Source organism: Pseudomonas sp. 2822-17 (genome assembly GCF_002742485.1).
Lineage (GTDB): Bacteria > Pseudomonadota > Gammaproteobacteria > Pseudomonadales > Pseudomonadaceae > Aquipseudomonas > Aquipseudomonas cyclaminis.
Genome location: NZ_LJRZ01000926.1, coordinates 91,361 through 112,078, shown reverse-complemented (window position 1 = coordinate 112,078; position 20,718 = coordinate 91,361). Strand labels below are relative to the sequence as shown.

Genomic DNA, 20,718 nt, shown 5'->3' with positions numbered 1-20,718 from the left:
GCCATGTTGGACCCCGCAGATTTTCCGAACGCTATCGCGTTCGCATTTGAAGCAGTAGGCGGCATTGGTGCCGCCGCCAAGGTGTGTGAAAGGAGTTATCAGGCGCTCAATAAATGGCGCTTGGCTGCCAGCCTTCCCCGCACCGATTACACCGGTGAGACCCACTACGCAAAACTTTTGGCGACCGCTGCAGAGCAGAAGGGCAACGCGTTTGACGCTGCCTGGTTGCTCCATGCATCGGCCCCGCAGAAAGCTGCAATGTAGATAGAAAAAAGGCGACCCAAGGGCCGCCTAGTTCCTCCCGGCACACACCACCACAGTGCTGTCGGGTCGCGATGAAGGTAGGAGGGCACACCACATGCAAACCACCTCCCTTTATCGCGCTGCCAAGACACGGATGTCTTGGGTTGCTGCCTTTTCCACCACAGATTAGGCAGCTGTTGCGCCAGAGGTGAACAACGGATTGTTCGCCTCGGCACGGTGCCGGTTTTGATCCACAGATCTAGCCGGCGTTTGGGCCCTTTCAAGCCACGCGGCAAATGTAACACCACTGCATGTCGCGGGGCACTGGCAACTTCGTAGGATTAATGCCATGAGCCGAGTAGCTTTAAGCTGTGTTGATCGAGCGCAAAGGGAAGTACTGACGCTCGAATTAGCCTTGTACCACGCCGCACGGGACTATCCCGGCGGTGCCGCTGCAATCGCCGCCACCACTGGTAGAAATGCCACTACGCTGCAGCACAAGTTGTCCCCCACGCACCCGTCGCACACCGTCAACATCCAGGAGTTTGGCGAGATCCTCGAACTGACCAAAGACCGCCGCATTCTCGATGCGGTACACGGCCTTGTCGGCGACACGATCTGGCAGGAGTTGGCCGAGGCGTACACCAATGACATGCCCGAAACCCTCACCACGGGTATCGCGCAGTTCTTCCGGCAGGTCGCGGATTTATCCGAGACCTGGGCCAAGCACATTGGCGACGGCAAGGTCGACGACGGCGAGTTGGCCGAGATCCGCCAGTTGGTGTTTCGCGGCATTCAGGGATTGTTGGGCATGTACAACCGCGCCCGTTACGTCAACCAGACGACTCGCGGGGTGGAACGTGGCTGATATTGCTGACTTTGCAAATGACCTGGTGCAAGAGCGCCTGGATCAGGCACTTGCTGCACGTAATGCCAATAAACCTGCCATTGCTCCGCACTCATTCATGTTCTGCGAAGGGTGCGAGACGCCAATCCCATTGGAGCGCCGCCTTGCCATTCCTGGCTGCACCCAATGTGTGATTTGCCAATCCATCGACGAAGCCAGGAAGGCCCGCCATGCTCGATGAGGTACTGAATCAGTTCGCCGATTACGGCCTTGAGCCCGATCAGCCCTTGTTGTTCGGCAAGCTAACTCGCTGCAAAACCACTCAGGACAAAGGCAAAGAAAAAAACGGCTGGTACGTCGTCCACGAACACCGCACCGAGAAAAACGAGACGCTGATCTTCGGCAGCTTCGGTGACTGGCGTTCCGGTGACACTCAAAAGATCAAAGTCAAAGCCGGGCGTATGAGCCCCGAAGAGCGTGAAGTCATGCGCGCTCGGCAGGAAGACGCCAAACGAAAGGCCACTGAGATAGCGGCCAACGCGTCACGTCGAGCGGCCAGCCGTGCTTCCAGTCTGTTCAAGCGCATGCCCGAAAAGGGCAAGAGCGCCTATCTGGATCGAAAGCAGATCGTCGGCTTCAAAGTCCGCTATGCGCCCCGTACCGGCGCATTTTTAGTGCCTATGTGCAACGTGCGCGACCAGATCGTCGGCTTGCAGGTGATTTTCCCGGCCAAGCAAGAGGACACCGGGCGCGACAAAGCCTATTGGCCCTACGGCATGTCGAAAGAGGGCGCCTTTCACCTGATCGGTCCGCATCCCGAACCCGGCGAGCCGGTGCTGGTGTGTGAGGGCTACGCCACGGGCGCAAGCCTGCACATGGCGACGTCGCTCACTGTCGCCATCGCCTTCGACGCGGGCAACCTGCTGCCGGTCTCGAAGGCGATGCGCGAGCGCTTTCCCGGTTGCCCGCTGATCATCTGCCGCGACGATGACTGGAAGACCAAGCGCCCCAACGGTGAGCCCTGGAACCCCGGCGAGGAGAAGGCTGCCAACGCCGCCCTGATCGTCGGTGGCCAAGTGGTTGCCCCGGTGTTCTCCGGCGAGCGCGAGATCAAGTGGACCGACTTCAACGACCTGCACATTGCCGAGGGATTGGAGGCCGTCCGCCGCCAGGTGTTGGCGGTGGTCAAACCACCTGCAGCGGGTGGCTGGAAAGACCAACTGGCCCGCACCGAAAACGGCTCCCTGATCGCGCACATGCAAAACGTCGAACTGATCCTGGGCAACGACGAACGCTGGGCCGGCGTCATCGGTTACAGCGTGTTCAGCTCCAAGATCGTCAAGCTGCGGTCTGCGCCCTTCGGTGGCGGTGCCGGCGATTGGGCCGACATCGACGACATGCGCGTGATGAAGTGGCTGGCGCAGCAATACAACCTGCGGGTCAAAGCCTCCCATGTGATCGAGGCGGTCAGCGTGGTTGCCCACGACCATGCCTTCCACCCGGTGCGTGAGTACCTGGAGAAGCTGGAGTGGGACCGTGTGCCCCGCATTGAAACCTGGCTGACCGACGTGTTGGGCGTCCAGGCCAGCGAGTACTCGGCCAAGGTCGGTAAGCGCTGGCTTATCTCGGCGGTGGCGCGGGTGATGCGCCCAGGCTGCAAGGCCGACTCGGTGATGATCCTTGAAGGCGGGCAGGGCGCCGGTAAGTCCACGGCCATGGGCGTCCTCGGCGGCGAGTGGTTCATGGACACGCCTTTTGCCCTCGGCGACAAGGACAGCTTCCAAGCGATTCGTGGCAAGTGGATCGTCGAGCTGGGGGAGCTGGACAGCTTCAACAAGGCGGAAAGTACAAAGGCCAAGCAGTTTTTCTCTGCATCCACCGACACCTACCGCGAGAGCTACGGCCGCAGAACGAACGACGTGCCACGCCAGTGTGTTTTCGTGGGCACGACCAACCAAGAGGAATACCTCAAGGACGCCACGGGCAACCGTCGCTACTGGCCGGTGTTCTGCAACAAGGTCGACCTGGAGCAACTGCGCGAGATCCGCGACCAGCTGTGGGCCGAGGCGTTGTTCTGCTTTGAGGCCGGCGACATTTGGTGGGTGACTAAGGACGAATCCTGGATGTTCGCCGAGGCGCAGGATGAGCGCTTTGTGGTGGATGAATGGGAGGGCCCGATCCTGGCCTGGATGGAGGAGTCGCAGATCGGCGAAACCGCAACCGGCAACGAGATCCTGACGCAGGCGCTGAAGCTGGACTTCGGTCACTGGGGCAAGCCCGAGCAGATGCGAGTCGGGGCGATCATGCACCGGCTCGGTTGGCGTAAGCGGCGCATGCCGGCTTTGGCAAAAAGCGGGGTGCGGCCCTGGGCCTACGAAAAGCCTGCGGGCTGGGGGCGTGCGCCTGCGTTGCAGCAGTCGGTGATCGAGGAGCCTTGCTTTGATTAAGCGAATCGACGAGATGCTCAAACTATGGGCGCAGGATCTGCATTCGCCTGTGCCGGAAAACGCGGGCGGGCCGAGTGGCGGCAACATGATCGCCATGCTGATGGAGTGCAAGGGGGAGTTGATACGCGGCACTCGGGGCAGTCGCGTGCTGCTGGATGAATCGGCCGACATTGAGCTGATTGTCAACAAGCACCTGCCGCCGCAGCTATCGGTCGTCGTGCGCGAGCACTACTGCAACCACGAAAGCTTCTTGTCGCAGAAGTACACCCACTGCGGATGCAGTCGGGACACGTACTACCAGCGCCTGCACGAAGCCCACCTCCACATCGCCGGCATGCTGATGGGGAAAGCTGCATGACCCTCGGCAACAATCCGCGTGCCGCTGTCCTACTGTCCGGCCTTGTCCGACTGCCGTTTAGTGCAGTTGGACAGGCGCAGGCCGCGCCGTTGTTGACCTGTCCTACTGTCCAACCTTCACCCGCCCCACGCACATATGAGCATAGCGGGCACGTAATCGCGCCCATGGCGCGCACGCGTGCTTTTAGCTTTCTCTCTATACACAAGAGAAAAGTAAAAAAGGTAGGACAGTAGGGCAGAGTCCCGTATTTAGGCGCCTGTACCTGTCCCACTTCGATCCAGAATAGTGGGACAGGTAAGACAGGGCACCAGAAGCGATAGCCGATTGAATGCGTTGTCCCCGCGTCATACCTGTATTGCACCCGTATTGCGCCATGGCATTAAAACTCGCTTGCTGCCACCGGAATCCACCTGTAAAAAGTACCCATCTTCGATAGGTGCGACCGCAAGCAGCGGGACACACCACCACACTGAACCCGGCCATTGCGCCGGGTTTTTGCGTTTATGGGGTAGGGCGATGACAAACGAGCAGCAAGCGCTTATTGAGATGCCGATCTGGATGGTGATCGTACTGTCCCTGGTCGGCGGGATTTCCGGCGAGGCATGGCGGGCCGACAAGGCGGGGGTGAGCGGCTGGTCCTTGATTCGCCGCTTGCTCCTTCGATCCGGGGCCTGCGTGGTCTGCGGGCTTTCTACTATGATGTTGCTGCACGCTTCGGGCATGTCGGTTCTGGCGGCAGGGAGCATCGGATGCCTCACCGCAATGGCCGGCGCCGATGTCGCCATCGGGCTGTATGAACGCTGGGCCGCCAAGCGGTTGGGCGTGTGCGATGTGCCGCCCTCGGGCAGCGGTCAGGTATGATGCGCTGGAGGCCACGAAATCTGCACCAATTTATGGAGTTCTGATTTTGGATAAACCGCTGAAGGCGTATTGGGTCGGTTTTAAGGATGTTTACGCTGCGCCTGATGCTGAGCAGGCAGAGGCACTTGCGGCTCTGCATTACGGCCCTGAGTGGTTCACCATCAGGGATATCCGCGAGGCGACTCCCGACGAACTGGAAGAAAAGTTTAAAATCGATGGAAAAACTACGACTATTCGCGTTTTGCTTCAGGGCTTGAATGGGCCGTGCGTTATCGTAAAATTCTAGTTTGCAATGGCCGGCGCCGATGTCGCCATCGGGCTGTATGGACGCTGGGCCGCCAAGCGGTTGGGCGTGTGCGATGTACCGCCCTCGGGCAGCGGACAGGCTTGATGCTCTGGAGACCACGAAGTACGTGGCCTGTAGCGGCGCGCATCAAAATGGCGCGCCGAAAAGGCGCCGGGGACCCTGGGGGCATTCGAGGGACACGGGGCATGAAACCCGCGGGAAAGCGTTAGCGGATGGGCTGCCAGCTTACTGAAATTCAATCCATTGAAATTGAAATATCTTCTCTGAAATGTCAGAAGTAAGCAGCAAAATTAACGTAGTCCTTGGCTGGCTTGGATCACAGTAAATGTGCTTACATAGTTTTTTAAAACTGGTGATCTTATGACAAATCAACAGCAACTTGTTTCTGCGTCAGCTGACGCTATTCAAATCTTTACTAAGCAAAACCTTAAGGCAGTCGTTTCTGGCGGGCATGTTCCCATTCTCCAGGGAGATACGTTCGTTATTGACTGCGATACTAATAAGATACGGATAGCAGTTGCTACGCTTGACCAGTTTCCTCAATCGTTTTCTATCGGTGTCCAGGCGAAGCAAACAGGCGCGCCTCTAGTACCAGCACAAATGCTTCCTATTTCGGTTTTGACTGCATCCACGCTGTTGAAATACATGGATGCCCACTTCTACAAGTAATCCCCTCCTGCCCCGCTGATCCGAGGTAAGGGGTACTCCAATATTTCCCTCGGATCAGCTTGGTACTTCGCCAATGAAACAGAGTTTGTATCTGTCCAAAAGTGCCTTCGCCGCTCGGATAGGTCGGACGCCGAGCTACGTCACCTGGCTTAAGAATAATAGTCGCCTAGTGCTGTCGCCGGATGGCAAAAAGGTAGACGTGCTAGCAACCGAAGCGCTGATCCTCGAAACCGCCGACCCCAGCAAGGCCGCCGTCGCTGCTCGACACCAGCAGGACCGGATTCAGCGTGACGTTTACAGCCAACTGTCCCCTCTGGTCGAGCCGACTAACACGGCTGCGCCGCAGCAGCCTCTTACCGCCAAGGGCCACGACTTCCAAAAGGCCCGCGCTATGCGCGAACACAACCTGGCGCAACTGGCCGAGATCGAACTACACAAGGCGCAGGGCTCGCTGGTTGCCAGGGATGCCGTTGAGCTTGGGGCCTACAACGCCGGGCGCCATCTGCGTGACCAGTTGTTCGGCCTGCTGCCCCAGTTGTCCCACAAGCTGGTCGCGATGACCGACCCTTGGGACATCGAAAAACACCTGACGGCGACACTCCGTAAATCACTGGAAGAGGCTGAGCGCATGTCCTCCTCCGACCTTGAACGAGCGATGACAACGAGCTGACCTATGACCACGGAAATTCCTGACGGTGACCGTGCGTACCGTGAGGCGTATTTCCGTGGGCTGCGTCCTGATCCAGACCTCTGGATCGACGAGTGGGCCGATGAGTACATGCGCATCCCGCGAGACACTGGCGCGCCGGAACCGGGCCAGTACCGCACCGAGCGGACGCCATATGCCCGCGAGCCGATGCGCTGCCTGTCACCGGCTCACCCGTGTCGGCGCGTAGTCACCATGGTGGCTTCGCAGCTGATGAAAACGCAGATCGCCTTGAACTGGATGGGCGGCCTGATCCACATGGCGCCGTCCAACATCTTGGCGCTGTTGCCCAGCCTGAGCCTGTCCAAGCGTGTCTCCGGGCGGATCAGCAAGACGATCAAGGCCACCCCGGAACTGGCGAAGCGTGTAGCGGCCAGCCGCTCACGGGATGCCCGCAACACCATGGACACCAAGGAGTTCGAGGGTGGCGCCCTTTACGTCACCACGGCCGGCTCTGCGGCCAACTTGTCGGAGCTGTCGGCGCGCTACATCTACGGCGATGAGGTCGACCGTTGGGAAAACGATGTCGGCCAGGAAGGTGACCCCATCGTGCTGGCGGAAACGCGGGCGACCAACTTCGGCCGCAACGCCAAGATCTACTTCTCCAGCTCGCCGACGATCAAGGGCGCCTCGCGAATCGCGGACCTGTTCGAATCCAGCGACCAACGTTACTACTATGTGCCGTGCCCTTCATGCGGGCACATGCAGGTGCTGGAATGGGAGGGGCTGCTCTACAGCAAGGACTACAAAACGGTTCACTACCAGTGCGCCGCGCCAGATTGTGACGTCCTGATCGAGGAGCACCACAAGACCGACATGCTCGCCCGTGGCGAATGGCGTGCCCATGGCAGCGGCGATGGCAAGACGGTGGGCTTCCACCTCAACGCGCTGTACTCGCCGATTGGCTGGAAGGACTGGCCCTCGCTGGCCGAGGAGTTCGAAGACGCCAAGACGGCCCAGGCCAAGGGCGACATGGGCCTGATGCAGGTGTTCTACAACACCCGTCTCGCCAAGGTCTGGGACAGCGCGCAAGAGCAGACCAAGGCCAAAGTGCTGGTCGACAGGGCACGGTTGGAGACCTACACCCTCGGCAGCATGCCGGTGGGCGTGCTGATGCTGACCGGCGCCGTCGATGTCCAGGCCAACCGCCTGGAGCTGATGGTGATGGGCTTCGGCGTCGGCATGGAACGCTGGGTGGTCGACCACCAGGTGATCTGGGGCGATCCTGCCGACGAGCGCACCTGGGCGGTGTTGGACGAGAAGCTCAAGGCTCGCTACCGGCATCCTTGCGGAGTCGGCTTGGCGATCCTGGCGACGGGGGTCGACTCCGGCGGTCATCACACCGATGAGGTTTATCAGTTCTGCCGGGTACGGCGCTGGCGCAACATCTTCGCCATCAAGGGCGCGAGCAAGCCTGGCAAGCCAGTGATTGCTCAGCGGCCGTCCATGGTTGACGTGACCTGGAAGGGCCAGACCGAACGCGGCGGCGCCGAGCTGTGGTTTGTCGGTACCGACACCGCGAAGGACTGGATCTACAACCGCTACGCCTTCGAGGACGGCCCTGGCTCGCTGCACTTTGCCAACGACCTGCCGGACGAGTTCTTCGACCAGTGCGTGGCCGAGCGCAAGGTCGCTCGGTACGTCAAAGGCTACAAGCGTATCGAGTGGGTCAAGGGCAAGGCCGAGCGCAACGAGGCGCTCGACCTGCTGGTGTACTGCCTGGCGATGGCGCATTACCTCGGCATCAACCGCTACCAGGAACACGACTGGGAGCGGGTGCGACAGGCCCTCGCGCAGTCCGGTTTGTTCGACGATGTGTTGGGCGTAAAGCCCGTGCAAGGCGAGCGCGTTGACGCTGAAGAAACACCGGCCCCTGTTGCAGCACGTCAGGCGCTACCCGCACCGCCACCAGTTGCACCTGTCGCCCAACCGCGACCCGCTGCACCCCCTCAACGCCGCAGCTCCACCAGCGGTTACCTGAAGAGACGCTGATATGTCGTTTACCCCGAAGCACCTCGAAGTCATCGAGCGCGCCATTGCACGCGGTGAAAAAACCGTGCGTTACAGCGACCGCACGGTGGAGTACCGCTCTATCGACGAACTGCTCAAGGCCCGTGACGAGATCCGCACGTCGCTGAGCCAAGCCGCCGGCCCGCGCTCTCGCGTGATCCGGCTTACCCACGGAGGCAAGGGCATCTAATGGCTCGACATTATCCGACGCTCACCCGTAATGGATTCTTGCTGCCGTCGAACATCAAGGCCAGTTACGAAGGCGCCGGTGAGGGCCGACGTTCGGCCAGTTGGGAGGCTAGCGAAAACGGCATCAACAGCATCAACACCCCGGCGCTGCGTAACCTGCGGGCACGTTCACGGGCGGCGGTGCGCAATGACCCGTATGCGTTCAACGTCATCGACAAGCGCGTCAGCAACCTGATCGGCACGGGCATCACGCCCAGGCCGACGACGGAAGACGCAGATCTGCGCAAACTCCAGCAGCAGCTGTGGGATGACTGGGTGGATGAAGCGGACGCCGATGAGCTGACCGACTTCTACGGCATGCAGGCCCTGGTGGCGCGCACCGTGGAAACGGCCGGAGAGTGCTTTGTGCGGTTGCGACCGCGCAGCCCCAGTGAAGGTTTGGCGGTGCCGCTGCAGTTGCAGGCGCTGGCCCCTGAGTTTGTCCCTCACGACAAATTCGAAACGGCCAAAAACGGCAACGTGATCCGCGCCGGTATCGAGTTCAACCCGGCTGGCAAGCGTGTGGCGTATTGGATGTACTTGTCGCACCCACGCGACTCGTCGTCGTTGAACGCTGGTTACAACCAGTTGGTGCGGGTGCCAGCGGCGCAGGTGCTGCACATCTTTGAACCGATGGAGCCGGGGCAACTGCGCGGTGTACCGCGTTTGGCGCCCGTCCTGAAGCGCCTGCGCAGTCTGGACAACTACGACGACGCGGTGCTGTTTCGCCAGGAAGTGGCGAACCTGTTCGCCGGCTTCATCAAGCGGCCAGCCCCGGACAGTGGTCAGCAACCACGCGATCCTGTCACGGGGCAGTTGCTGACCACCGACCGCGACGGTTTCACGCCGATGGTCGCCCTGGAGCCCGGCACCATGCAGGAGCTGGGGCCAGGTGAAGAGGTGGAGTTTTCCAAACCACCGGACGCGGGCAACAACTACCCGGACTTCATGCGTCAGCAACTGATGGCTGCGGCGGCAGGTTCGGGCACGCCTTACGAGATCCTTACCGGCGACATGCGCGAGGTCAACGACCGGGCGCTGCGGGTGGTGCTCAACGAGTTTCGGCGGCGCCTGGAGCAACTGCAATTCGGCGTGTACGTGCATCAGCTGTGTCGCCCAGTGCGCGCCGCGTGGATGGACATGGCGGTGTTGTCCGGCGCCCTGGTGCTGCCGGACTACGCGCAACGCCGCCGCGAATACCTGCGCACACGCTGGGTGCCGCAAGGCTGGGCCTACATCCAGCCGGTACAGGACGTGCAGGCGCGGCGGATGGAAGTGCAGGCGGGCTTTGGTTCGCGCAGTGAGATGTGTCTGCGCAACGGCTACGACGCCGAAACCATCGACGCGGAAAACGCTGCCGACCTCGCCAGGTCCACGGATCTCGGCCTCAACTACACGACGCTTGATGCCATCGAGACGTTTGATGAAAAGGAACAACCATGAGCAAAAAAACCAAGCCCCGCGTTTATGACAAGGCGGGCAAGCAGGTCAAGGTCGCCGACAAGAGTTGGTACACCTTCCAGGCCAGCGGCGAAGCCGAGCAGCGCAACATCGAGATCTTCGTGTACGGCGAGATCGGCGCCTGGGGCGTCACCGCCAATCAATTTGTGCAGGATCTGCGTGCCATGGATGACGGCACGTCATCGGTGATCGTCGCGTTCAACAGCATTGGCGGTGATCTGTTCGACGGTCTGGCGATCCACAACGCGCTGTCACGGCTGGGCGAGCGCTGTACGGGGCGCATTGACGCCCTAGCGGCGAGCGCGGCCAGTGTTGCGGTGTGCGGCGCTCACCGGGTGGTGATCGCGGCCAACGCCATGCTGATGATCCACAACCCCTACACCTTCACCAGTGGTGATGCTGAAGACTTCCGCCGTGTGGCCGACGTGCTGGACCAGACTCTGGAAGCGATTATTGCGGCCTACAAAGCCAAGGCGCCGGACATTGACGACGCCGAGCTGCGGCGCATGGTCAACGCTGAAACCTGGCTCACGGCCAATGAAGCGGTGGCGCTGGGCCTGGCCGATGAAGTGGGCGACGGCCTCAAGGTCAGCGCCTGTCTCGGCCAGGGCAGCGTGCTACAGCGTTTCCAGCATGCCCCGCCTGAGCTGCTCGCTCAATTGGACGAAGAGCCGGAAGTAGAACCGCCTGAGCCTGATACGGCCCCAGTGCTGGACGCGGCCAAGCTGGCGCTGATGGTCACACAAGGATGTGCAGCGGCGGGTATCAGCAACCTGGTGGATCCGATACTCGCCGCGACCAAGCTTGAAAGCGAAACCGTGGTCCAGGCTGCGCTGACCAAGGCCAAAGCCTTGCACGGCCTGTGTGTCGCGGCGCGCCTGCCTGAGCTGACCGGCGAGTTCATCGCTGCCGGCCTTGACGAAGCCGCAGTCCGTGCGCGTCTTTTCGACAAGCTGGTAAGCAGTGGTGGTGGCTTTGAAATCAACAACGCCTTGCCGCTGGATAGCGACCCGGCACTCACGGTCAAGGCCAAGCAGGTCGACAGCCAATCAATCTGGGCCACCCGTCAGGCGGCACAAAACGGTAACTCGAAAGGAGCAAGAGCATGAAAACTGAATCGATGCACGCAGGTGAGTTCCTGCTGTCCGAGGGCGCTGGCAATATTTCCCGTGAAGCGATCAACGTCGCTGCCGGTGCCGCGCTGGAACCGGGCCAGATCCTGGGCTTGGTCACGCTCACCGGTGAGTTTGCGCCGTACCAGCCAACTGCCGAAGACGGCACCGAAAACGCCATCGCGATCCTCTACGGGCCGCTGGGCGAGTCGGATGTGCCGCGTCGCGGTCGTGCCATCGTGCGCTTGGCTGAGGTCAGCGAAGCGCATCTTACCGGCCTCGACCCCGCCGCCGAGAAGGCCCTGGCGACCCATTTCGTAATCGTCCGCTAAGACGCTCACCCTGTTAATCCATCCCGCCGAGCGCGGGATTTTTCGTTTCTGGAGAGTACCCCATGGCCGAGATCGCCATTTTTGAAGATGACGCGTTCAGCGTCTCCTCGTTGACCGCTGCAATCAATGACCAGGAATATCTGCCGGGCCGCATCAGTAGCCTTGGTTTGTTCCGTGAAGAGGGGATCAGCACGCTGACCGTGCAGATCGAGAAGGATGGCGACACCCTGGCCCTGGTGCCGGCGGGTGAGCGTGGCACTTCCGGTCTGGTGGTCGGTGCGACCAAGCGTCAGTTGATCCCGTTCAACACCGTGCACCTGCCGGAACGCTTCACCATCAAGGCCGACGAGATCCAGGGCATTCGCGCCTTCGGCACGCGCACCGAATTGCAGGCCGTGCAGGACGTGGTCAACAAGCGCCTGGCGAAAGCGCGCCGCCAGTTGGATGCCACCCACGAGTTCCAGCGCATGGGCGCGTTGAACGGCCAGGTACTGGACGCCGATGGCAAGACGGTCCTGTTGGACATTTATAAATCCTTCGGCGTGAATCGCCAGAAGCTTCAGATGGGTTTGAACAGTCCAGACACCGAGCTGCGGGTCAAATGCGGCGAAGCGTTGGACATGCAAGAGGAAGCCCTGGGCAGCGTCACCAGCAGCGGCTCCCGCGCAATGTGCGGCAAGAACTTCTGGAACAAGCTCATCGTGCACAAGTCGGTCAAGGAGACCTACCTCAACACCATGCAGGCCGCGTCCCTGCGTGGCGATGCCCGTGAAAGCTTCGAGTTCGGCGGGATCGTCTGGGAGCGCTATCGCGGCAAAGTGGCGGGTGTTGCGTTCGTCCACGACGACAAGGCCCTGCTGATCCCCGAGGGTGTGCCGGATCTGTACATCTCGTCCTTCGCGCCGGCCGACTACATGGAGACGGTAAATACCCAAGGCATCCCGTACTACAGCAAGATCGAGCCAATGCAGTTCGGCAAGGGCGTGGCCGGTGAAGCCCAGTCCAACCCGCTGCACCTGTGCACACGACCTCGGGCGCAGATCCTGCTGGAACTCTGACAGTGGCCTTTCGCGATCTGATCGACGACATCGACGATGTGGTGTTCGAAACCCTGGGCGACAGTGCCCAGATCGAAGGCCGCGCCGAACCGGTGCTTGGCATGTTCGCGGCACCCTGGAAAGCGCCGCAGTTCGGCAAGGTCCACACCGGATTGCGCGAGCCTCGTTTTGAGGTTCGCGTGAAAGACTCGGACGGTCTGAGCAAGGGTCTGCGGGTCACCATTGATCTGCCCACGCTTGACGGCGGGGGTGACTACGACCTGCTGCAGCTGGAGCCCGGTGGCGATGGCTTGGTTGCCCTGATTTTGAGGAAGCGTCCATGAGTGTCGGCAGCTACGTCCATCAGACTCGCGACAGCGGGATGCTCAACATTCAGCCGTCAGCATTACATTCCCAGGCATTACGCGAGTTCGGCCAGTTGGTGCCCAAGGCTGCTGCAGCGGCACAGCGTCGTGCGATCAACAAGACGCTGGGCTGGCTGCGTACCCACATCGCCCGCGCCGTGGGCAAGCAGGAACGCATCGCTATCGGCGCCGTCCGGCAACGCCTGCGGGCCTACCCGGTCAGCGGTGGGGCGATGCGCGGCAAGTTGTGGTTCGGGGTCAACGCCATCGAGGCCAGCCGGGTAGGCAAGGCTCGGCAAACCCGCTCTGGCGTCTCGGTGGCGGGGCGGCGTTACCAGGGCGCGTTCTTCAAGCAAGTGTATGGCAGCAGTCCTGACATCTGGATCCGCACGTCGAGCAAGCACTTCAACGCCTCGGACTATCCCGACAGCACTCAGGGCCGGCGCAGCTCGGGCTTTATCGCGGAGAGCGACAACCGCTTCCCGCTGGCGAAAGCCAAGGTCTCGCTGGACCAGGTGCGGCCGCACTTCGACAACTGGGTGAAACAGGCCGATGAGCGCTTGCTGGAAATCCTCAAGCAAGAACTCAACTTTGAACTACAGAAGTACCTCAAGGGGACCGCCCGTGTCTGATCAACCTTTCAGCCTTGACCGTTTGTATGAGGCCATCGAGCAGCACCTGCAGGATCAGTTGCCGGGCCTTCAGGGCGTTTCGTTCTGGCCGGACTTGTCGGCAGACACCAGCCTCCCCACACCCGTGGTGCTGCTGGAGATGGCCGAGATGGAGCCCGCGCAGGATCTCGGCACGGGTGAAACCGCGCTCACCTGCAAGTTCGAGGCGCGGATCATCGTCGATTCGATCAGTGCGGATCCTCAACGGCAGGCGGTGCAATTGGCCTCTCAACTGGCGGTGCTTCTAAGGGGGCAGAGCTGGGGGTTGGAAGTCGACTGCGCCGAGTTCGTGCGCTCCACCCAGGACTGGACCAAGCCCGAGCTGGACGGCTATTTCGTTTGGCTGGTGGAGTGGGACCAGACGGTTTACCTGGGCGCCGAGGAATGGCCGTGGCCGGATGAGCCGCCGGGTTCGCTGGTGATTGACCTGGGGCCAGGCGTTGGACAGATCAATTCAGGGGATCTGCAATGAGCTACGCCAGTGCCCAGCATGACCGGATGATCGCCTCGACGGTGATGCCCTGCGTGGTGGTGGCGGTCGATCTGACCACCGCCATGGTGCGCGTGCAGTCGGGCGACTGGACCAGCGCCTGGGTGCGCTGGCACAGCCAGGCGGCAGGCAAGGCGCGCCACTGGCGGGTGCCGAGCCTGAAAGAGCAGGGCGTGTTGATCAGCCCAAGCGGTGAGCCGGCGATGGGTACGTTCATCCCCGGCTTGTACGGCAATGCAGGTGCCCAGCCGGACAACCGCGACCACGTCGAGGTGTGGCGTTTCGACGATGGGGGCTCCCTGGTCTACGACTGGGAGGCCAACAGCTACACCATCGACCTGCCAGCCGGCACCGTGACGGTCAAGGTCGGCGGGTCTGTGTGGGAGATGACGCCAGACAGCACGCGGTTGGTGTCAGGCGCGATCAACCTGGTGGGCGCTGTCACTATCGACGGTGCAACCCAGATCAAGGGGCCATTGCACGCGACCGGCAACATCAATAGCGACGGCCAGGTCATCGACGTTGGCGGCAACACGCCGAACCACAAACACTGATTTCAACCCGCCCTGTGCGGGTTTTTCGTTTTAGGAGCATCCGTTGATGAGTAAGAACAAACCCGACAGCCAGGACGATGCACGGCCTGGCCGAGTTTTCCGCGACACGCTCTACACCTCGCGCACCTTGGTCTTCGCCGATGGCAGTACGGCAGCGGTTGCCAAGGGGCGTGTGACAGCCAGCAGCGATGAGCAATTCGCCCAGCTGGAGGCGCACCCGGATATGGAACTGCTGCAGGAGTAATCCCGATGATCGGAATGGATCGCCACACCGGCAAACCGCTGTCCGGTCTCGACCATCTCCGGCAGTCCATTGGGGACATTCTTGGGACGCCCGTGGGCAGTCGAAGGATGCGACCTGAGTACGGCAGCCAGATCCGGCGCTTTGTCGACCTGCCGGTTAACGCCGGTTGGAAGAGTGCGGTGCAGGCCGAGGTGGCTCGCTCGCTGGGGCGCTGGGAGTCGCGACTCAAGCTGGAACAGGTGCAGGTCGTTGCCGTCGTCAGCGGCCGTATCGACTTCAAGTTAACAGGCGAGTACTTGGGCGAAAGCCTACTGTTGGAGGTGTCGGCATGAGCACGGTGGATTTATCAGCGTTGCCGGCGCCGCAGGTGCTGGAGTCGCTGGACTACGAAGCGCTGTACGAAGAGGGCCTCGCTGCTTTTCGCGAGTACATGGGCGATAACTGGTCCGCCGCGCTGGAAAGCGACCCGGTGGTCAAGCTCGTCGAACTGGGCGCCTACGGCAAGATGCAAAATCGTGCACGGGTCAACGACGCGGCCAAGGCGCTGATGCTGGCGTACGCCGAAAAGGAAGATCTGGATCAGCTCGCGGCCAACGTGAAACTTCAACGGCTGGTGATACAGCCGGCCAACTTGTTGGCGGTTCCGCCGGTCGAAGAAGTTAAAGAGTCTGACGATGCTCTGCGCGAGCGTATCCAACTGGTTTACGAAGGACTGACTACAGCAGGCCCCCGTAACAGCTACATCTTCCATGCCCGCAACGCTTCGGCGCTGGTCGCCGATGCCACGGCAGAAAGCCCATCACCCGCTGTCGTGGTAGTGACCGTGCTAAGCCTTAGCGGTAGCGGTATGGCTGATCAGCCATTGCTTGACGCGGTGCATACCAAGCTCAGCGACGATGACGTCCGGCCGGTGGGTGACCGCCTCATTGTGCAGAGCGCCGAGATCCTGAATTACCGAGTGGATGCCGTGCTGCACATGCAGGGCGCTGGACCGGAAAACGACGCCATCCTGGCCGAGGCGACCCGGCGGCTTGCTGCCTGGATAAACCCGCGCAAACGCCTGGCATTGGAAGTTGCTCAATCTGGCGTCAACGCCCAGTTGCACATCAGCGGCGTCGGTCGGGTAGAACTGAAGAACTGGAAAGACCTCAAGCCCAGCAAATCCCAGGCGGCATATTGCACAGGCTACAGCGTCGTTCTAGGTGGCACATCATGACCAGTTTGCTGCCGCTGAACAGTACGCAGTTGGAGCGCGCTATCGAGGCCGCGTTGGCTGAGAAAACCGCCATCCCACTGCGCACCCTGTACAACCCGGACACCTGCCCGGCGCCTCTGCTGCCATGGCTGGCCTGGACTTGGTCGGTCGACCGCTGGGACAACAAATGGTCCGAAGCCGTCAAGCGCTCGGCCATCCGTTCTGCGTTTTACGTGCACGCGCACAAAGGAACCATTGGCGCCCTGCGTCGGGTGGTCGAGCCGCTCGGCTACCTGATCGAGGTGATGGAGTGGTGGCAGACCACGCCCAAAGGTATTCCCGGCACCTTCGCCTTGAAGGTTGGTGTTCTGGAAACCGGAATCACCGAAGAGATGTACCTGGAGCTAGAGCGCCTGATCGACGACGCCAAGCCCGTCAGCCGCCCCTTGACCGGACTGGCGATCAGCCTCGAAACCCAAGGCGCCATACACATCGGTGTCGCCCTCTACGAAGGCGACGTAATCGACGTCTACCCACCCGTGCAGCGTGACATTGACGTCACCGGGTACATCGGTGTGGTCGGGCGCGAACACAGCATAGACACTCTGGACGTTTACCCATGATTGATCGCAACTCGCAATTTATGGCGATCCTCACCAACGTGGGGGCCGCAAAGTTGGCAAATGCCAATGCCTTAGGGATTCCCTGGAACCTGACCCAGCTCGGGGTAGGGGATGCCAATGGCACTGATCCTATGCCCAGCGCAACACAGACCAAGCTGATCAACGAGCAGCGACGTGCACCGCTGAATCAACTGCGCGTTGATCCGGTTAACGCGGCGGTGATCATTGCTGAGCAGGTGATCCCGGCGGACGTGGGTGGTTGGTGGGTCCGGGAGATCGGGTTGTACGATTCGGACGGTGACTTGGTTGCTGTTGCCAACTGTGCGCCAAGCTATAAATCAGCTTTGGACCAGGGCTCAGGTCGTACGCAAATCGTGCGGATGAACTTCATTGTTTCCAGCATCAGCAACATTGTTCTGAAGATCGATCCTTCGATTGTGCTGGCGACCCGCGAATACGTTGACCTGTCGATTGCTGAGGCGCTCAACAAGCAGGACTTCAAGCATTCGGTGCTCGTGGCCACCACGGCAAACATCGTCCTGAGTGGCCTACAGACTGTCGACGGCGTAGCGCTTGCCGCAGATGACCGCGTACTGGTGAAAGACCAGACTCAGGCGAAAAACAACGGTATCTACGTTGTGCCGGCAGCCGGTGCCTGGAAGCGCGCTCAAGATGCTGACGCCGGTGCCGAGGTGACACCGGGCCTGTTCGTCACCGTTGAGAAAGGTACTACCAACGGTGATAGCGTTTGGCAGCTCGTGACAGATGCGCCGATTGTCTTGGGCACCACTGCTCTGATCTTTGAGGTCGTAGCAGGGCGCACCGGTGTTGTCGCGGGCACCTACCGTAGCTTTACCGTGGATAAGCTCGGTCGCGTTATTGCAGGCACGAACCCCACGACGCTTGCGGGTGCCGGTATTACTGACGCTATCCTTTCAACGCCTCAAACTGGTGTTGTTGGGAAAATCGCGGACATTGCCAGGCACCAGATTGGCGTATATGCGAGTGGGACCACCGATAGCCCGCCTAGCTCAAGTGGTGGCTTGTTTTTGCATATGAAGTACCCCGGCGAATCTCTCGCCGCGTTCGATATTTTCGGGCATGTAGGGGGTGGCGGTGATATTTTTGGCTTCCGGCGTGTGCTTGCCGATGGGTCATTTGTACATCGAACTGTTTATCACGACGGAAACTTCGACCCTGCAACTAAAATGCCTGTTAGTGGTGGGGCTTACTCGCCTAGTTTTTTCAGCCTGCGCATTACTACTAACTCCTTGCCTATTAACAATCCAGGCGCATACGTTTCATACGGAGCTGACGGGCAGTTCACTAATGCTTTCAATTCTGTGTGCAACCGAAGCTCAGGAACTGGCGGTTTTACCTGGAGAACTGTTAACGCCGACAACAGCGCCACCGGCCCTACAATGACTTACTCCTATGAGGGCCTGTTAACTGTTCCTTCGTTGGCTGTATCGGGGGTGGCTACTGTTCCAACTCAGGACGCGGGCGATAATAGCAAGCGAATTGCTAATACAGAATTCGTGAAAGCTTGGACATCGCAGTACCCGCTCCGCGACTCGATAACAGCATTGGGGTTGGCGAGTGGTGATAAAAACCTGCCTTACATGCGAAAAGATACAACCGGTGAGCTTGTAATGCTCCAGCCGTTAAAGCCCAAGGATACAGCCCTGCTCGCTGCTAACGGCTGGAGTAAGAACGCCGATACCGGCGAGATTATTCAATGGGCTGAGGTTGTTGTTGGCGATACCCCTGGAACTACTTTAGTTCCAGTTACATGGCCGTTTCAGTTTCCTGGCCAGTGTTTAAATGTAAGGCCAAGTCTAAAGCTAGCGGCTAGTACTGCGTCGGCGCTGGGTGTTTCGGTGTCTGCGATTACAGCAACTGGGTGTACTGTGAGAGTTGAGGAGTGGGCCTCTGTAGTGCAAACAGGACTAGTTTTAATGGTAGAGGCCAGGGGATTCTAATAAATGAAAATTTTCTATAGCGCAAAAGATAATACGTTCTTCAATGAGGTATTCCACAATACTCGGGCTATTCAGGTGGCTGACCCCGAGTGGGTGCGGCCTACCGTGGCTGTTCCTGACCCGGAGTGGATTCGCCCAAGTATTTCAGTGCCCAACCCGGCCTGGGTTGAGCTTGAGGGAGAGGGTGAGGAAACGGTTGCTCAAGCGGAATATAAAACCATTTTGATTCCTGATCCTGAGGCAGCGCATCCAATGATTATGGTTCCAGATGAGGGAGCTTCACCTCCGCTCATTACCGTGCCTAACCCTACGTGCTTGCTTCCACCAGCGTCCGAGCTTATCGACGTAACGCAGGATGAGCACGACGAGATTTACCGAGTGCTTTCGCTGGGTGGCTCAGTGCTTGCGCCTGGCGAAAACGGACGGCCAAGCACTGTTCCAGCGCCTGGCCCTACGCTGGAAGAACAGAAAAACCGCGAGCGTGCAATCCGCGACCGCGTGTTGCTGCTCACAGATCCGTTGATCTCGCGGCACCGTGATGAGGTGGAGGCCGAGCGGCCTACGGCCCTCACGGCAGAGCAGTACAAGCAGTTGCAGGGCTACCGGCAGGATCTGCGCGACTGGCCTGAGTCGGAGTACTTCCCGGCAATTGAGTACAGGCCTGAACAGCCTGCATGGCTGGCTCAGTTGATCCAATAACGTCCCGCACTGACGGGGCCTTTTCTTTTCCGTTACGCGCATCACTGCCAACCCACGGCCTCGCTTATGCGGGGCTTTCTCGTTTCTGGAGTTCAACCATGAGTACTGCAGGTGGTTTTTTTCACGGCGTCACCGTGACTAATGTCGACACTGGCACGCGGCCTATCGCCGTGCCGTCGTCGTCGATCATTGGTCTCTGCGACACCTTCACCCCAGGCCCCGCTGCCGGTGCCTTGCCCAATCAGTTGATGCTGATCACTCGCGAAAGCGAAGCCATTGCCGCCTGGGGCGCAGACGCGGCAATCACCAAGGCGATCCAGGCGATCTACGTTCGCTCCAAGGCGGTGATTGTCGCCTGTGGTGTGGAGAAGGTGGCAGACGCCGCCGCGCAGACCTCGGCCATCATTGGCGGTGTTCTGGCGAATGGCACTCGCACCGGCATGCAGGCACTGCTCGATGGCAAGAGTCGCTTCAACGCGCAGCCGCGCTTGCTGATCGTACCCAAACACACCGCGACGTTGCCCGTCGCTACGGCGCTTGAAGCGCTGAGCGATAAGCTACGCGCCCTGGCAATCATCGACGGCCCCAACACTACCGACGAAGCCGCCATGGAATACCGCGAAAACTTCGGCAGCAAGCGCGTGTTCCTGGTCGACCCTGGCGTGCAGTACTGGGACACCGCACTCAGTGTCACCGTCGATGCACCGGGTTCTGCCTGGGTTGCCGGGCTCTTCGCCTGGACTGACTCGGAGTACGGCTTCTGGGCCTCGCCTTCGAACAAAGAGTTTGTCGGCGTCACTGGTACCGGCCGGCCTATCGAATTCCTCGACGGCGACGAAACCTGCCGGGCCAACCTGCTCAACAACGCGCAGATCACCACGATCATCCGCGATGACGGGTATCGCCTGTGGGGCAACCGCACTTGTTCCAGCGATCCGAAGTGGGCGTTCGTCACCCGTGTGCGGACCATGGACATCGTCATGGACGCGATCCTGTACGGGCATAAATGGGCAGTCGATCGCTCGATCACCAAGACCTACGTCAGCGACGTCACGAACGGCCTGCAGGCCTTTATGCGCGACCTGAAAAATCAGGGCGCGGTGATCAATTTCGAGGTGTTCGCCGACCCTGAGTTGAATACGGCCAGTCAGCTGGAGCAGGGCAAGGTGTACTGGAACATTCGTTTTACCGACGTGCCGCCGGCAGAAAACCCCAACTTCCGGGTCGAGGTCACCAACCAGTGGCTGACCGAAGTCCTCGATACCAACGCATAAAGG

At 60.3% G+C, this 20,718-nt stretch carries 26 protein-coding genes and 1 pseudogene; all 27 read left to right on the top strand.

Going from position 1 to position 20,718, the window contains the following annotated elements:
• Positions 1–3: 3 nt before the first annotated feature.
• The 27 genes and pseudogenes from AOA60_RS30295 (at position 4) to AOA60_RS30165 (ending at position 20,715) form a co-directional block, all read left to right on the top strand.
• The gene (locus AOA60_RS30295) at positions 4–264 is read left to right on the top strand and encodes a hypothetical protein (protein WP_044286779.1); all 261 of its coding nucleotides are present in this window, start codon (positions 4–6) and stop codon (positions 262–264) included.
• Positions 265–592: 328 nt separating this feature from the next.
• The gene (locus tag AOA60_RS30290; RefSeq protein WP_032889628.1) at positions 593–1,111 is read left to right on the top strand and encodes a phage regulatory CII family protein; all 519 of its coding nucleotides are present in this window, start codon (positions 593–595) and stop codon (positions 1,109–1,111) included.
• Positions 1,104–1,331 (top strand): TraR/DksA family transcriptional regulator, encoded by a 228-nt coding sequence (locus AOA60_RS30285; protein ID WP_034106748.1) that lies wholly within the window; start codon positions 1,104–1,106, stop codon positions 1,329–1,331. Before AOA60_RS30290 ends, AOA60_RS30285 begins: the two co-directional genes overlap by 8 nt.
• Complete coding sequence (locus AOA60_RS30280; protein ID WP_099587399.1) at positions 1,321–3,537, top strand: VapE domain-containing protein; 2,217 nt, start codon at positions 1,321–1,323, stop codon at positions 3,535–3,537. Before AOA60_RS30285 ends, AOA60_RS30280 begins: the two co-directional genes overlap by 11 nt.
• Positions 3,530–3,895, top strand: a complete 366-nt coding sequence (locus tag AOA60_RS30275) for a hypothetical protein (protein WP_099587398.1) — start codon at positions 3,530–3,532, stop codon at positions 3,893–3,895. Before AOA60_RS30280 ends, AOA60_RS30275 begins: the two co-directional genes overlap by 8 nt.
• Before the next feature lie 516 nt (positions 3,896–4,411).
• Entirely contained in the window at positions 4,412–4,756 is a 345-nt protein-coding gene (locus tag AOA60_RS30270) for a phage holin family protein (RefSeq protein WP_099587397.1), read from the top strand.
• A gap of 46 nt (positions 4,757–4,802) precedes the next feature.
• Positions 4,803–5,042: a hypothetical protein gene (locus tag AOA60_RS30265; protein WP_099587396.1), complete on the top strand. Its 240-nt coding sequence runs from the start codon at positions 4,803–4,805 to the stop codon at positions 5,040–5,042.
• 3 nt (positions 5,043–5,045) lie between these two features.
• A pseudogene (locus AOA60_RS30260) lies at positions 5,046–5,147 on the top strand (phage holin family protein); the annotation flags it as partial.
• 276 nt (positions 5,148–5,423) lie between these two features.
• Complete coding sequence (locus AOA60_RS30255) at positions 5,424–5,732, top strand: hypothetical protein (protein ID WP_099587395.1); 309 nt, start codon at positions 5,424–5,426, stop codon at positions 5,730–5,732.
• Between the two features lie 73 nt (positions 5,733–5,805).
• Positions 5,806–6,402, top strand: coding sequence for a terminase small subunit (locus tag AOA60_RS30250; RefSeq protein WP_099587394.1), 597 nt, complete (start codon positions 5,806–5,808; stop codon positions 6,400–6,402).
• Between the two features lie 3 nt (positions 6,403–6,405).
• Positions 6,406–8,430: a phage terminase large subunit family protein gene (locus tag AOA60_RS30245; protein WP_099587393.1), complete on the top strand. Its 2,025-nt coding sequence runs from the start codon at positions 6,406–6,408 to the stop codon at positions 8,428–8,430.
• 1 nt (position 8,431) lies between these two features.
• Positions 8,432–8,638 (top strand): phage head-tail joining protein, encoded by a 207-nt coding sequence (locus AOA60_RS30240; protein ID WP_034106735.1) that lies wholly within the window; start codon positions 8,432–8,434, stop codon positions 8,636–8,638.
• On the top strand, positions 8,638–10,119 hold the full coding sequence (locus AOA60_RS30235; protein WP_099587392.1) for a phage portal protein: 1,482 nt from the start codon (positions 8,638–8,640) through the stop codon (positions 10,117–10,119). The genes AOA60_RS30240 and AOA60_RS30235 overlap by 1 nt, the downstream gene beginning before the upstream one ends.
• A complete protein-coding gene (locus AOA60_RS30230; protein WP_099587391.1) occupies positions 10,116–11,246 on the top strand; it encodes a head maturation protease, ClpP-related in 1,131 nt (376 codons plus the stop codon). Before AOA60_RS30235 ends, AOA60_RS30230 begins: the two co-directional genes overlap by 4 nt.
• A complete protein-coding gene (locus tag AOA60_RS30225; RefSeq protein ID WP_099587390.1) occupies positions 11,243–11,581 on the top strand; it encodes a head decoration protein in 339 nt (112 codons plus the stop codon). Before AOA60_RS30230 ends, AOA60_RS30225 begins: the two co-directional genes overlap by 4 nt.
• Positions 11,582–11,643: 62 nt before the next feature.
• Entirely contained in the window at positions 11,644–12,639 is a 996-nt protein-coding gene (locus AOA60_RS30220; RefSeq protein WP_099587389.1) for a major capsid protein, read from the top strand.
• A 2-nt stretch (positions 12,640–12,641) separates the two neighbouring features.
• Positions 12,642–12,962 carry a hypothetical protein gene (locus AOA60_RS30215; RefSeq protein ID WP_099587388.1) on the top strand — a complete coding sequence of 107 codons (321 nt, stop codon included), beginning with the start codon at positions 12,642–12,644 and terminating at the stop codon, positions 12,960–12,962.
• Positions 12,959–13,615 (top strand): hypothetical protein, encoded by a 657-nt coding sequence (locus AOA60_RS30210; protein ID WP_099587387.1) that lies wholly within the window; start codon positions 12,959–12,961, stop codon positions 13,613–13,615. The genes AOA60_RS30215 and AOA60_RS30210 overlap by 4 nt, the downstream gene beginning before the upstream one ends.
• Positions 13,608–14,126, top strand: a complete 519-nt coding sequence (locus tag AOA60_RS30205) for a hypothetical protein (protein ID WP_099587386.1) — start codon at positions 13,608–13,610, stop codon at positions 14,124–14,126. The genes AOA60_RS30210 and AOA60_RS30205 overlap by 8 nt, the downstream gene beginning before the upstream one ends.
• Positions 14,123–14,698: a phage baseplate assembly protein V gene (locus AOA60_RS30200; RefSeq protein ID WP_099587385.1), complete on the top strand. Its 576-nt coding sequence runs from the start codon at positions 14,123–14,125 to the stop codon at positions 14,696–14,698. The genes AOA60_RS30205 and AOA60_RS30200 overlap by 4 nt, the downstream gene beginning before the upstream one ends.
• A 46-nt stretch (positions 14,699–14,744) precedes the next feature.
• Positions 14,745–14,942, top strand: coding sequence for a hypothetical protein (locus AOA60_RS30195; protein WP_099587384.1), 198 nt, complete (start codon positions 14,745–14,747; stop codon positions 14,940–14,942).
• Between the two features lie 5 nt (positions 14,943–14,947).
• The gene (locus tag AOA60_RS30190; protein ID WP_099587383.1) at positions 14,948–15,274 is read left to right on the top strand and encodes a GPW/gp25 family protein; all 327 of its coding nucleotides are present in this window, start codon (positions 14,948–14,950) and stop codon (positions 15,272–15,274) included.
• A complete protein-coding gene (locus AOA60_RS30185; RefSeq protein ID WP_099587382.1) occupies positions 15,271–16,158 on the top strand; it encodes a baseplate J/gp47 family protein in 888 nt (295 codons plus the stop codon). Before AOA60_RS30190 ends, AOA60_RS30185 begins: the two co-directional genes overlap by 4 nt.
• Positions 16,155–16,760: a phage tail protein I gene (locus tag AOA60_RS30180; protein WP_099587381.1), complete on the top strand. Its 606-nt coding sequence runs from the start codon at positions 16,155–16,157 to the stop codon at positions 16,758–16,760. Before AOA60_RS30185 ends, AOA60_RS30180 begins: the two co-directional genes overlap by 4 nt.
• The gene (locus AOA60_RS30175; RefSeq protein ID WP_099587380.1) at positions 16,757–18,742 is read left to right on the top strand and encodes a phage tail protein; all 1,986 of its coding nucleotides are present in this window, start codon (positions 16,757–16,759) and stop codon (positions 18,740–18,742) included. The genes AOA60_RS30180 and AOA60_RS30175 overlap by 4 nt, the downstream gene beginning before the upstream one ends.
• A gap of 3 nt (positions 18,743–18,745) precedes the next feature.
• Entirely contained in the window at positions 18,746–19,441 is a 696-nt protein-coding gene (locus tag AOA60_RS34100) for a phage tail assembly chaperone (protein ID WP_238704507.1), read from the top strand.
• Between the two features lie 98 nt (positions 19,442–19,539).
• Positions 19,540–20,715 carry a phage tail sheath family protein gene (locus AOA60_RS30165; protein ID WP_099587379.1) on the top strand — a complete coding sequence of 392 codons (1,176 nt, stop codon included), beginning with the start codon at positions 19,540–19,542 and terminating at the stop codon, positions 20,713–20,715.
• The last annotated feature ends 3 nt before the right edge of the window (positions 20,716–20,718 follow it).